Source organism: Schlesneria sphaerica (assembly GCF_044336245.1).
Classification (GTDB): Bacteria; Planctomycetota; Planctomycetia; order Planctomycetales; family Planctomycetaceae; genus Schlesneria; species Schlesneria sphaerica.
On the sequence record NZ_CP172346.1, the window covers coordinates 919,122 to 932,431 of the forward strand.

A 13,310-nucleotide genomic window follows, 5' to 3' on the forward strand; every position below is an offset into this window, starting at 1 on the left:
CAGACAACAATGACCCAATTCTCCTGGGCGATCCTCACCGAAAGTTCTGGGGTTCGACGTCGACCTGGTATTCGACATTCGGGTGGGGTGGAAATTCGGGCGCAGCAACTTCCCAGATTTTGGATAGGGCCTGCAGGTCGGGTGCTGCAAGCTGCAGGTGGTAACGAAAATTGGCTTTCAGTCGGGTGATGGGACAAGGTGCCGGACCCAGCACGCGGACATTTGACTGAGTCTCTTTCGCCGCAGCACGGATCAGTTCTCCCACTTTGGTTGAGTACTCTTTCACTTCGGCCTCGTTCGGTCCCCGCAGAATGATTCTCGCCTGGTGTGAGTAGGGAGGCGCATTCAGCACTTTCCGGTGGCTGAGCTCCGTTTGAGCGAAGCCGATGTAGTTGTGTTCTGCCGCTCGAAGGATCGGATACTGCGATGGTGAGGCTGTCTGAACGAGCACCCGTCCACCTCGACTGCTTCGACCCGTACGACCAGCGACTTGTGAGATCAGTTGGAACGTCCGTTCTGCAGAGCGCAAGTCAGGTTGGTGCAGCAGCGTGTCAGCATCGATGACTCCGACCAGCGTCACGTTGGGAAAGTCGAGGCCTTTGGCGATCATCTGCGTCCCGAGCAGAATCTGCACCTCGCCATGTCGAAACTTTTCCAGCGCAATGTCGTGCGCACCACGCTGCTGCATGGTGTCGCTATCCATTCGCAGGCACTTAAAGTGATCAAAACGAGCACGGACTTCGGCTTCAAGCCGCTCCGTCCCCAGCCCGAGGTACGAGAGGCCGGGGCGCTGACAGTAAGGGCACGCAGCTGGAGGTTTTGTCGAAAAATTGCAGCTATGGCACAGCGCCAGGGCTCGCTCGCGGTGCCACGTCAACGTGATATCACAGTCCGGGCACTTGATCCCCTGTCCGCATCCTCGGCACCAGATCACGGACGAGTAGCCGCGGACATTCAGGAACAGGATGACCTGTCCACCTTCGCGGAGTGCCAGGTTCATGGCCTGGAAAAGTGCACGTCCAATCGCAGCCCCCTTCCCGATGGCGGGATCGTTGCGAGTATCAACGAGCACAACAGGAGGCATTGGCAGTCCGGCAACCCGTTTTGGCATGGAGATCAGCGTGTCGTGACCGTCAACAGCTCGCTGCCACGATTCCAGCGTTGGTGTGGCCGACCCCAGAATCAGTGGAACCCGTTCCATTTCCGCCCGCTTACGCGCCACTTCACGCGCGTGGTAGCGCGGCGTGTTGTCCTGCTTGAAACTCGTTTCATGCTCTTCATCGATCACGATCAGTCCCAGCTGCGGCGTCGGTGCGAACACGGCACTGCGAGCTCCCACGACGACTTGAACCTGCCCACTGGAAATCTGCTTCCAGTGGCCATGCCGTTCTGCATCCGTCAGGTGACTGTGAAGAACCGCGACAGAGGCGAAGCGACTGCGAAACCGGCGAATCGTCTGCGGAGTGAGGCTGATCTCGGGAACGAGCATGATCGCCTGGCGCCCGTAGCTGACAATTTCCTCAATAGCCTGAATGTAGACCTCGGTCTTCCCACTTCCGGTGACACCGTGCAAGAGCAGCGTCCGATGCTCGCCCGAGCGAACACAATCCAGGATCGTATTCACGGCAACCGTCTGGTCTTCATTCAGTGTGATTTCCCGGCGCGGCTCGGTGTTCACTTCGGTGTTACCCGTGAAGACCCGTTCCCGCTGCGTGACGATCAAACCTTTCTCACGTAGTGACTGAATGGGAGAAATCCCGCACTGGGCCAGCGTCGAAAGTTCGTCGACCGGGAGGGCCCGATTGAGTTGTGCCAGAACTTCGACCACCGAGCGCTGCTTCCCTCGCAATTTCAGTTCGTCCAGGATCGGCTTAAAATCGGGGACCGGAACAGCGGAACCGGAGGCCACGATGGAATCGCCCTCCGTCACTTCCGTCCCGGTGCGCGTGTCGGGAACGGGAGGTCCCGCAGCGGCTGGTTCTGATAATCCAAGCTTTCGACGAAGCTCGGGCGAAAGGGAGAAAAATGTGACCTCGCGCGTCCCCGCGTTGGACTTCACACCTTTCGGAATCACCGTTTCCAGAACCTGGCCCCAGCCGCACAGATAGCGATCCGCAATCCAGCGGGTCAGTTCGAGCATTCGTTCGTCGATCAGCGCTTCGCGGTCAAGAACGGACTCAATGGACTTCAGCGAGCGTCCCGGCGGGACCGTGTTTCCTAACCCGACGCAGTAACCTGTGATCAACTGACTTCCGCGACCAAATGGAGCCTGAACACGGCGGCCCGGACCAATCACATCTCTCAACCCATCCGGAACGAGATACTGGAAGATGGTGGTCAACGGACGGTTAAATACGACGTCAGCGACGAGCCGGTCGGCCGCATCGGCAACTTCCCACTTTTCGAGGTTGGCGGGAATCTCGTCATCGGAGAACAGGCTGTGCTGTCTTGGCTGGTTCAAGGGAATTCATTTTCCCGGTTTGTCTGGAACATCCCTGGTCATCGGCAAGGGGCAGCTCCTTCTGCCACCCCCCCAAAAAAGAGCGAATCCGATCATCGAAGCGATTATCGCAGAATGATCGGATTCGCATTAAGTGCAGTTCGCCCCGAAATCGGGTCCGAACATCTCGCAGGTTACCGGCTTACCAACCAGGGGAGCGGTTCGCCGGCCTTGGGCAACTTGACCAGTTGCACACCGGTGACCGCTTTGTGCTCGGCCACTTCTGCCAGTGTGGCGGCGTCGGGTTCATTGTCCAGGTTCAACACGGCAATCGCGTCGCCACCTGGTTCGTTCCTTTCACGTCCCAGGGCCATATGTGCGATATTGACTTTGTGATTACCGCAGATATTCCCGATGAACCCGATGACACCCGGCTTGTCGATGTGCTTGTAGATCAGCAGCAAGCCGTCGAGGTAGGCATCCAGGTGGAACTGATCAACACGGACCAGTCGCAGGAACTGCTTGCCGAAGATGGTTCCGGCGGCAGTGATTTCTCCGTTGTCCGTCGTGACGGTCGCAGAAATCAGAGTTGAGAAATCGCCCACTTCGTGAGACAGCTCTTCCTTGATTTCGATTCCGCGTTCTTTCGCCAGCATCTCGGCGTTGACGATGTTGACGTTGTCGGCCAGTGCATTCGACAGCAGACCGGCGGCAAAGGCATTGGCGATCAGTTTGGTCTTCTTGTTCGCGGCTTCACCCTTGAACTGGAGACGCACGCCACGTACGCCACCCTTGTTCAATTGAGAAAGCAGCAGACCCAGGCGACGGCCCAGATCGAGGTAAGGCTGCATATCCGTCATCTCGGCCGCAGTGATCGGAGCCATGTTGACGGCATGTCGAACTTCGTTTCTGACCAGAAAACCCGAGATGATCTCGGCCGCTTCCACAGCGACGAGTTCCTGTGCTTCTTCGGTTGAGGCACCCAGGTGAGGTGTGGCCAGAACCTGAGGCAACTGAGCCAGACTCCAGTCCTTGGGCGGCTCGTCGACGAATACGTCCAGTGCAGCGCCAGCCACGTGCCCTGACTGAATGGCGTCGAAGAGAGCCTTCTCGTCGATAATACCACCGCGAGCACCGTTGATCAGTCGCACACCCTTCTTCATCTTTGCGATGCGGGTGGCGTTGATCAGGCCTTCCGTTTCCGGAGTCATCGGCGTGTGAACGGTCAAGAAGTCGCACTTGCCGACCAGATCATCGATGTCACGATAGAGTTCAATCCCTTCCGCACGGGCTCGTTCCTCCGACAGGAATGGGTCGTAGCCCAGAACTTTCATTTCAAAGGCGATGCAGCGTCGGGCGACCGTCAGACCAATTCGTCCCAGGCCAATGACGGCAATTGATTTACCGGCCAGCTGAGTTCCCGTGAAACTTTTGCGATCCCACTTGCCGGCTTTCATGGACCCGGCGGCGGGACCGATATTGCGAGCCAGTCCCAGCAACAGAGCCATCGCCTGTTCGGCGGTGGAGGTCGTGTTCCCTGCCGGGGTGTTCATCACGACGATCCCTTCGCGGGTCGCCGCGGGGAGGTCAATATTATCGACTCCCACGCCAGCGCGGACAATCACTTTCAGTCGCGGTTGATCCTTGAGGATCTCCGGAGTCAGCTTTGTCGCGCTACGGATGATGATCCCGTCACAGTCCTGAAGATATTCACGGACCTGCTCGGGTGTGTGCTTGCCACTGCGAACGACAACTTCAATGCCAGGTGTCTCTTGAAGAATCTTAAGACCTGCAGCGGAAAGATCGTCGGTGATGAGAACTCGGTACATGGTTATTGCTGGTCGTTCGAAAATTAGTTGAGGGGGCAAAAACAGTCGGCAAGCCATCTCGGCGGCCTACTCCGGTTCCATGCCGGGGGAAGTCGAAGACCGTAAGCATACGCGGAGCAGTCTCGACGGCCAAGAGATCCAGCCGAATCCAATCGTGCTGACTGATGTGAATCGTGGTCTCACCGCAGTCAACAAGGCACTAAACTTGTGACAGTCATCGAATCATCAAATTGAACTCGCCCCACCGCACCCGAGTTGCGGCTGGCGGTTCCTTGAGTCGGATACTGAAACGTCCCGCACTCAGCGGTCTGAATCGCGACTGTCATTTCAACACAATGAGCCTATCGGCTGACCCGACCTCGACCACCACCTTTCATCAGGGCTTCGATTTCTGCCCGGGATGACTGGTTGTAATCACCCAGAATGCTGTGCTTCAGGCAGCTTGCTGCGACCGCATAATGCAAAGCCGTAGCCGACTCGGCCAGCTCTGGCGTCTGAAGGGCAAAAATCAGAGCCCCGGCAAACGAGTCTCCCGCACCAACCCGATCAACAATATTTCGAATTTCGTAGGGGGTATACGTCCCGGATGCATCCGTCGGAGCGTAGACCGCTTTTTTCTGTTCAGCGTCGTACAGCATCGCGCCCCAGTTGTTGTGGCTGGCCGAGATACTTTCCCGCAGTGTGATTGCCACCTTGCGGATATTTGGAAATCGCTCGACGATCTGCTGGGCCACACCCTGGTAACCTTCGAGATTCAGTTCCCCGGCTTCAACATTTGTTTCGGCAGAGTGGATTCCCAGGACCTGCTCAGCATCCTCTTCGTTGGCGATCAAAACCTGGACGTGAGGCAGCAATTGCTCCATCGTCTTTCGTGCGAGTGCGGCCGGTTTGGTACCAGACTCCCAGTTCCAGAGCTTCTTACGGAAGTTCAGATCGCATGAAACCGGAATTTTTCGCTGTGTGGCTTCCCGGGCGGAGGCCAGTGCGGCATCGGCGGCCTCACGGCTGAGTGACGGCGTAATCCCGGTCACGTGAAACCAGCTCGCTCCCTTGAAGATTGTGTCCCATTGATAGGTACTCGCCGGGGTCATCGAAATCGAAGAACCGGCACGGTCATAGATAACCGTCCCACCCCGCTGATTGGCACCGTTCTCAACAAAATAAATACCGAAACGTCCCTCACTGGTCCGCAAAATCAGATCGACGTCCACACCAAACGAACGGAGCTGGGCCACGAACGCGTCGGTCAGCGGGTTATCGGGAAGTGCCGTGCAGAATGCCGCCTGACCACCCTGTCGAGCGATCGAGACTGCCACATTCACTTCCGCACCACCGAATGTGGCGTCGAGACTTCCCGGCAGCGACTGCGAAACACGCAACCAACCTGGTGGCATCATGCGCAACATCACCTCACCAAACGTCACAACGCGCATACGAGTCGGCTCCCCAGATTCAAATTGAAATTCTGCTTCAGTCTCAATTCGGCCCGCGCCATGGGGCCGTTACACGGCGATCAGGATATCGATCGCTCGACAAAAGTGAAATTCACAGCGAATTCCTGCTCAGCCCAAACGCGACTTCAAAGAAACTGCTTGACTATCCAACAATTTTCCTACGACGATGAGTGTACATTCATTCCCAGCGGTTGTTCACCGTACCGGAACAATTTCGATAGCGTCGCAGTTCCCGGGTTAACAAGATGAGAATCGAGGAATCTGAAATGAGCTAGCCACGGTTTGTACAGTCATGAACCCCTGTCGAATCTCGCTATGACGAGCTTCGTCCACATCGCATCACCATCCATCAGTCGAAGGTTTTATCCCTTGTTCGTTTTACTTACTCAACACGGAGATCGTCATGCCAACTCGACAGCGCAGAAAGGGTTTCACACTTATTGAACTTCTGGTCGTCATTGCGATTATCGCAATGCTGGTCGCTCTGCTGTTGCCTGCCGTGCAGAAGGCGCGCGAGGCGGCACGGCGTGCCCAATGCCAGAACAATCTGAAGCAGATCGGCCTGGCATTGCACAATTACCACGACGTGCATCGAGTCTTGCCGCCAGGCCAGATCAACAATACATTCCTGACTGACAACGTCGGGCGATACGCGAATCCGGCTGAAGCACGGACGTATCAACCTCGTAACACCAACAATCTTGGCCTGCATGGCACCAGTTGGATGTTGCACATTCTTCCCAATATCGACCAGGCCCCTCTCTACAACAGTTACTTCTTTGGGGACAACGTTCGGACGAATGGGGAATTTGGTTTCCAGACTCAGGACCTGGCCCTGATCTATCCGCCACGAACAGAGATCGCTGTTTTCTACTGCCCCAGCCGCAGGAGCCAGATGCAGGCAACCGCGGCCTATTCCGCCTGCGACAGGATTGATACGGCGGCTCCCACCCCGGGGATCACCTGGAGTCAAGGGGGAAATGACTACGCGGGTTGCACAGGATCGGGCATCACGTTCCATGAGGACGCAACAGACTCCACCGATCGACAGACCTATTGGCTCTTGCCACAACAACTCGGCGCTACTGTGACGGTAGGTGTCGTAAACGGTCAGAACGTTTCCACGTCACTGTTCACGCAGTTTCAATCGAATATCGGCATCTTCGGTGTCAATTCGGCCGTGGCATTCAGGGACATCACGGACGGGACATCAAACGTGATCATGGTCTCAGAGCGTCGGCTGTTCTCCAATATTGGACCGCCGAACCTGCGCAGCAGCGATGGCTGGATCTGGGGTGGTCCCGCCACTCTCTACAGCAACCGCATCGCCCCCCACAGTGGATTGTGGTACGACGAAGCCGACAGCGCCCACGATCAAGTCGTACAGGTTCTGCTCGCCGACGGCAGTGTCAAAATGGTGGGTATTAATATCGACCTGCGGACATGGCAGAACCTGGGAAATATGAGCCAGGGAGCCCCGGTAAATATCCCATTCTGACCCGAGAATCGGCGTCTCTTCTCTCATCGCGACGAGTCGTAAGGCCCTCGCCGAATCCCCGGAGCTCGGCAACTCGTCGCGTCCACAATCACCGCGCCCCCTTGTCCCCTGCAGGACTGCCGCGCCGGGTGATTTTCGATGACCTCCTAAGCGGGGGCGGTTGTCAATCCGTCTGCGTATCGTCTCCACGATCGATCTGCGAAAGCGAGCGCTATGACCATTCACCTGAAGTGTGAGCACTGCGAGTCGGTGCTGAAAATCAAGGACGAACTCGCTGGCTCGTCCGCGCATTGTCCGAAATGCAAGCACCCGTTTGTTGTACCAGACAATAACCATTCCCCCCCCAACCTGGTCGACCCCGGCAGTACACGAACGGAATCAGTGACCCCGACAAGTGGTTTAACCACTTCTGCCCCCGGTGAACTTCAAGCCTCCCAGACGGCTCACGAAACGCCACAGAATCTGAATGGGCAGACCTCTGCCGAGCACCAGATGCACAGCGCGTCGGAAGCCCCGGAAGGGGCTGACGGCAGGAAATCGAGCGACGTGCCGGATCTGAGCGAGTTCGCCAGCGAGACCTCGGCATCCTCCGACACAGTTCACCTGACGTCCACGGCCACTGTCGTCGACTGGGAACTCGCTGACCTGGAATGCCCTCCGGTCATGATGCTCACGCTACTTCCCACCGGTGAATCCGAACTCGTTGCTCACGCGACTCACACGACGACCAGCTCGCCGCGCCCCTGTGAATTCAAGGTCACTGAAACTCCTGTCACGACACGCCCCAAACCGATTCCGTCAAATTTCGACCCGTTTAGTTTTCTGAATAACTCTCCCCCCTCCAACACACCAGTTCCCCCCACGAAGACTCTCCCGGAAACTCCGACCGAACGACCCAGCGTCGCCAAAATTGACGACGACAGACCAGCGCCTGCAACCAAACGTGACAGCCGGGGAGACGACATTGCGCTGCCGGGGGATTCCGATGACACCTTCCGTTCGCCCACGGTGCACCGCACACATAATCGAGTGACACCAGCACCCCACACACCGCGGCCCGCCACCGAAAAAGTCGATCTGGCAACTGCGGCCCGGATGATGAAGAAGGCAATTAAAGAGAATCACACCGCCGAAGCGGCCCAGCGCGATGCCGATGCAAAGCAAAGATTCGACTTCTTCATGCTGTTCCGGGAGTTTGGTTTTCAGGGACTGGGAGTCCTGGTCGGTGGAATTGTACTCACGTGCGCAATCTATTTCGGTGCGGACCGAATGTTCGGAAGTCAGTTGAGACTACCCAAACTGGGTTACGTTCGAGGTTCGATTACCCTCGACGGTAAACCGCTTCAGGGGGCCACCATCTACTTTGCGCCACTTGAAACGGAAATGGCAGGTTCAAAGAAAGAACGGATTCGGACTTCTGTGGGGACTGCGGACGAGCGGGGTGAATTCCGCATGATGTACGTCCCTGCAGATCGGATTGAAGGGGTGGCGGTCGGCAAGTCGCGTGTCTGGATCACCCACGTCGGCAGTAAAGGAAAAAGCGTCATTCCTTTGGAGTGGTCAGAATCGGCACAGCAGACGCGAGACGTGACCGAGGGGCATCAGGCCGCGCCTCTCGACATCAAGCTGACTTCCAAGTCGAAGTGACAGAAGAATTTACTGCAATGAAAGCGGGTCGATGCGCCGGCAAGTGACTGTTCGCCGATGCGAGAGCGATGTGTTCAGGAAGAACTACACCTGGTCGACGAACAACACAACACCGGTAATATTGTCCTTCGATCCACCGTCGGTTGCCGCCTGAACAACGGCTTCCGCAGTTTTCTGAGGATCGGTCCCTCGTGCCAGAACTTCGCACAGAGTCGAATCATCGGCGCCCCCGGTGACCCCGTCAGAACAGATCAGAAACCGATCTCCGGCCTGTGGGCGAACCTGCTTCGGATTCGTGCCGGCGCCCCCTTCTTTGCAACCGAGATAACGGTAAAGGACGTTCTTATAGCGGTGATTCACTGCCTCTTCCGGAGTCAACGTACCGGCTTCGATCAGCGCCTGGGTCAACGAGTGGTCGGTCGTAAGCTGCTGCAATTTATCGCCCCGCAGCAGGTAAACCCGACTGTCTCCCACGCCCCCCACGAACATCGTTCCGGCGACGTGCACGATGAACGTAATCGTGGTCCCCATGTTTTTCAGTTTGGGATCGAGTTCGCCCAGGGCCATGATTTCGTAGTTGGCCTGCGTAATCGCTTCATCGATGATCTTGATTGCGGCTTCTGGCGTGGATTTTTCAAAGTCGATCAGTTGCAGCTTCCGGGGAACGAGTTCCATCGCCAGCCCGCTAGCCCGTTCGCCCGCTGATTGGCCTCCCATCCCGTCCGCGACCAGGAAGAATCGGTTACGGGGGTCTACGTAGCACGCGTCTTCATTATTGTCGCGTTTGCCGACGACACTCAGCCAACCCACTCGCAACTTCATAATGAATTACCCGAACGTCGATGTGATCAATCTCTGACAGCTCCACGAGTCTTACATCGACCAGAAGTCCCAGTCATTTCGATGCAATCCATCCCTTCATTGAGTTTACGACCCCGCTGGAGGAATGGAAGCCCTCCGTCCGGTAAAACTGATCTGACAAATCCCCGTCATCCATGTTGAGGATTACCGAAGGGGAAAATGTGAGGAACATCCTATCGATTGTGACGGTTTTCGGGATCAGGCAGCCTCGTTTGATCTCGGCACCCCAGTCCGACCTGGGGACCAAAGGACCGAAATCGTGGCTGCGTTTTTGGCACACCCATGAAAGAGCATCGCCTCATCGAACTGGAATTCGACGAGGCGACGCTGGTGGACACGTTACCTGGCAGGGATCAGACGTTTGAAGAACTGCGAACTTCGCGTTTGCGTTCCTGTTCCGTCAGCCGGATCTTACGGAGACGAACAACCTGCGGCGTTACTTCGACATATTCGTCATCTTCGATATATTCCAGCGCCGCTTCGAGAGACAATCGTCGTGGTGGCTTCAGAGAGATGTTTTCGTCGGATCCTGAAGCCCGCATATTGGTGAGCTGCTTTTCCTTGATGGGATTCACGACCATGTCGTTATCGCGTGAGTTCTCACCCACGATCATCCCTTCATAGACTTCGTCGCCCGGTGCGACAAACATTTCCGCTCGTTCCTGCAGCTTGAACAAAGCGAAGCCGACGGCCTTGCCTCGTTCCTGCGATACCAGCACACCGTTCTGACGATGGGGCAGTGTTCCTTCGACCGGCTTGTACTGCTCGAAGCGGTGGTGAATCACAGCTTCACCCTTGGTGGCGTTCAGCATTCGGGTTCGAATTCCGATCAGACCACGTGAAGGGATTGAGAATTCGAGATGCGTTGAACCGGCATCGTTGCCCGACATTTCAATCAGTTCACCGCGGCGATTGCCACAGATTTCCATGACAGGACCCACAAATTCCGTGGGGACATCAATGACGAGAATTTCGAATGGCTCGCACATCTTGCCATCGACTTCTTTGCGAATGACGGTCGGCTTGCCGACAGACAGTTCGTATCCTTCACGTCGCATGGTTTCAACGAGAATCGACAGATGCAGCACGCCGCGGCCCGAAACCTTAAAAGCGTCCTTGTCGCCAAATTCTTCTACGCGAAGTGCGACGTTCGATTCCAGTTCTCGCATCAGCCGGGCACGGATGTGGCGGCTGGTGAGAAACTTGCCCCCCCCTTCTTTTCCGGCAAGCGGCGAGGAATTGATCGTGAACAGCATCGACAATGTGGGCTCGTCCACGCTGATTCTTGGCAGCGGGATCGGATTGAGCGGGCAGGCGACGGTATCACCAATCTCAGGATTTTTGAGACCGGTCAGGGCGACGATATCCCCGGCCGTGGCTTCTTCGACGGTGGCTCGTCCCAGTTTGTCGAAGACCTCGACCGTCACAACCTGATCAGCCACCTTGGAACCGTCGGCCTTGAGCAAGACGACTTTCTGGCCTGGCTTGATCGATCCACCGACGATACGACCGGTCGCGATACGGCCAACGAATTCGGAATAGGCCAGCGAAGTCACCATCATCTGGAAGGGCCCGTCCACATTCGTGACGGGCCCTGGCACTTTTTCGATGATCATGTCAAGCAGCGGCTGAATCGTGTCGCCGTAGACTTTCGGATCGTGGGTTGCGAAACCTGCACGGCCGCTTGCGAAAATGTAAGGAAAATCGAGCGTCGCGTCATCGGCCCCGAGTTCGACGAACAGGTCGAATGTTTCGGACAACACGTCATTGGGGCGGGCATCGGAACGATCGATCTTATTGACAACAACGATTGGCTGCAGGCCGACTTCCAGTGCCTTCTGAAGCACGAATCGGGTCTGTGGACGGGGGCCTTCGAAAGCATCAACCAGCACCAGACACCCGTCTGCCATCTGCAGCACGCGTTCGACTTCTCCGCCGAAATCCGCGTGGCCCGGGGTGTCGATAATGTTGATTTTAGTGCCCATGTAGTTCAGGGCGATATTTTTGGCGAGAATGGTGATCCCGCGTTCGCGTTCGAGATCGTTAGAATCCAGAATGCAGTCCTGCTGGACTTGCGACTCGCGGAACTGACCGCTGGCTTTGATCAGGCAATCGACCAGTGTCGTTTTGCCGTGATCGACGTGAGCAATAATTGCAATGTTGCGAATGTCATTCCGTCGGGTTTTCATGGCGACTCGTTAACCGGGCTTCCACGCAGGAAGCGAACTAAAAAACAGGGGAAAGGCCGACTGATTCAGCCAGTGAGGGAGAAACTTCGTCGTCGGAAGACTCGCAGAGGGCAGACTGGCTGGCACAGCTCTTCACAAACGGGGCTGGCGCGCTCAGTTGGCAGTGAAGTATTGCGATTGTATCAGCGGCCTATGAACTCGTGAAGTCCGATTGATCCTCTTTCTGGTAGCGTCTGACTGGATTTACCCTGCCCCATACGCGAACCTATGATCCGGTTAGGTTGAAGATTGGCAGGCTACGTGAGAAGTATAAATTATGGGTTTCTTTGAGAAGCTAAAGCAGGGGCTGCAGCGCACCAAGCAACTGCTGCTGACGGACGTCCGTGATATTTTCCGGTCCGGCGAAATCCTCGACGAAGCGAAACTGGAACAGTTCGAAGGCCGGCTCATCCGAACGGATATGGGGGTCGCAGCTTCTGCACTGATCGTTGCCGAACTCCGCAAGAAATACCTCGGCCGCACCGTCGTGCTGGACGAACTCTGGGGCACCGTCAAGGAAACGATTCTTTCACTACTGAAGGGAACCGATGGAACGAAGTGGGACCCCGAGCAACCCCTTTCGCCACTTCGTTTTGCAGATACGAAGCCAACCGTGATTCTCGTCACGGGTGTGAACGGTACCGGGAAAACGACGTCGATCGCGAAACTCGCCAAGCTACTGACATCGTGCGGGAAGCGCGTCATGCTCGCTGCCGCCGACACGTTCCGGGCAGCGGCGGTGGAACAACTGACGATGTGGAGCCAGAGACTGGGATGCGAAATTGTGACCCGTCCCAGCGGCACCGATCCCGCCAGCGTGGCGTTCTCGGGATGCGAGGCGGCACTTGCTAGTGGCGTCGATGTCTTAATTATCGATACCGCCGGTCGCCTACACAATCAGATCAATCTGATGAAAGAACTGGAAAAAATCCGCCGGGTTATTGATAAGAAAATACCCGGTGCGCCGCATGAATGTCTCTTAGTCATCGACGCCACAACCGGGCAGAATGGCTTGAATCAGGCACAGCATTTCAGCGAAGCCGCAAACTGCACCGGAATCGTGCTGGCTAAGCTCGACGGAACCGCCAAAGGGGGCGTTACCGTTGCCATTCGCCAGCAGATGGGAATCCCCGTCAAATACGTCGGTGTCGGTGAACAAATTGATGATCTTGAACTGTTCAACCCAGAACAGTTCGTCGATGCACTTTTTGATACGTCCGCTTGAAGTCCCATGATGCCCGCCAAATAATGCCAGAAAGGCTCACGCGCGGGTCCCGGCAGGAAGAGACTGTTTTCCCCTTGCTGTCCGTTTTTCCCCTTGTTGTCCGTTCCCGTGAGACTCGCTCGTCCCAC

Annotated in this window: 8 protein-coding genes; 3 read left to right on the top strand and 5 right to left on the bottom strand. The window is 56.4% G+C overall.

The features are described 5' to 3' along the window. Window positions 1-34 precede the first annotated feature (34 nt). The 3 genes from priA to ACGY09_RS03565 all read right to left on the bottom strand — a co-directional run bounded on the left by priA (window position 35) and on the right by ACGY09_RS03565 (window position 5,702). The gene (gene priA / locus ACGY09_RS03555) at window positions 35-2,461 is read right to left on the bottom strand and encodes a primosomal protein N' (protein ID WP_397570493.1); all 2,427 of its coding nucleotides are present in this window, start codon (window positions 2,459-2,461) and stop codon (window positions 35-37) included. Between the two features lie 173 nt (window positions 2,462-2,634). Continuing rightward, a complete protein-coding gene (gene serA, locus ACGY09_RS03560; protein ID WP_373651566.1) occupies window positions 2,635-4,269 on the bottom strand; it encodes a phosphoglycerate dehydrogenase in 1,635 nt (544 codons plus the stop codon). 341 nt (window positions 4,270-4,610) lie between these two features. After that, complete coding sequence (locus tag ACGY09_RS03565) at window positions 4,611-5,702, bottom strand: PfkB family carbohydrate kinase (protein ID WP_373651565.1); 1,092 nt, start codon at window positions 5,700-5,702, stop codon at window positions 4,611-4,613. 424 nt (window positions 5,703-6,126) lie between these two features. Here ACGY09_RS03565 and ACGY09_RS03570 point away from each other — a divergent pair, with 424 nt between their 5' ends. Both ACGY09_RS03570 and ACGY09_RS03575 read left to right on the top strand, forming a co-directional pair. Next, window positions 6,127-7,221 (top strand): DUF1559 domain-containing protein, encoded by a 1,095-nt coding sequence (locus ACGY09_RS03570; protein ID WP_397570494.1) that lies wholly within the window; start codon window positions 6,127-6,129, stop codon window positions 7,219-7,221. 213 nt (window positions 7,222-7,434) lie between these two features. Continuing rightward, on the top strand, window positions 7,435-8,868 hold the full coding sequence (locus ACGY09_RS03575) for a hypothetical protein (RefSeq protein WP_397570495.1): 1,434 nt from the start codon (window positions 7,435-7,437) through the stop codon (window positions 8,866-8,868). 84 nt (window positions 8,869-8,952) lie between these two features. Here ACGY09_RS03575 and ACGY09_RS03580 read toward each other — a convergent pair whose 3' ends face one another. Together ACGY09_RS03580 and typA are read right to left on the bottom strand one after the other, a co-directional pair. After that, on the bottom strand, window positions 8,953-9,690 hold the full coding sequence (locus ACGY09_RS03580; protein ID WP_373651562.1) for a PP2C family serine/threonine-protein phosphatase: 738 nt from the start codon (window positions 9,688-9,690) through the stop codon (window positions 8,953-8,955). 392 nt (window positions 9,691-10,082) lie between these two features. Next, window positions 10,083-11,918 carry a translational GTPase TypA gene (gene typA / locus ACGY09_RS03585; protein ID WP_373651561.1) on the bottom strand — a complete coding sequence of 612 codons (1,836 nt, stop codon included), beginning with the start codon at window positions 11,916-11,918 and terminating at the stop codon, window positions 10,083-10,085. A gap of 316 nt (window positions 11,919-12,234) precedes the next feature. On the opposite strand from typA, the gene ftsY reads away from it, so the two are divergent. Further along, window positions 12,235-13,182, top strand: a complete 948-nt coding sequence (gene ftsY / locus ACGY09_RS03590; RefSeq protein ID WP_373651560.1) for a signal recognition particle-docking protein FtsY — start codon at window positions 12,235-12,237, stop codon at window positions 13,180-13,182. Window positions 13,183-13,310: the final 128 nt, after the last annotated feature.

Excerpts from the sequence above, each read along its gene's own strand:
- serA (WP_373651566.1), bottom strand. The coding sequence starts at position 4,269 with ATGTACCGAGTTCTCATCACCGACGATCTTTCCGCTGCAGGTCTTAAG.
- ftsY (WP_373651560.1), top strand. The coding sequence starts at position 12,235 with ATGGGTTTCTTTGAGAAGCTAAAGCAGGGGCTGCAGCGCACCAAGCAA.
- ACGY09_RS03570 (WP_397570494.1), top strand. The coding sequence starts at position 6,127 with ATGCCAACTCGACAGCGCAGAAAGGGTTTCACACTTATTGAACTTCTG.
- typA (WP_373651561.1), bottom strand. The coding sequence starts at position 11,918 with ATGAAAACCCGACGGAATGACATTCGCAACATTGCAATTATTGCTCAC.
- ACGY09_RS03565 (WP_373651565.1), bottom strand. The coding sequence starts at position 5,702 with ATGCGCGTTGTGACGTTTGGTGAGGTGATGTTGCGCATGATGCCACCA.
- ACGY09_RS03580 (WP_373651562.1), bottom strand. The coding sequence starts at position 9,690 with ATGAAGTTGCGAGTGGGTTGGCTGAGTGTCGTCGGCAAACGCGACAAT.
- ACGY09_RS03575 (WP_397570495.1), top strand. The coding sequence starts at position 7,435 with ATGACCATTCACCTGAAGTGTGAGCACTGCGAGTCGGTGCTGAAAATC.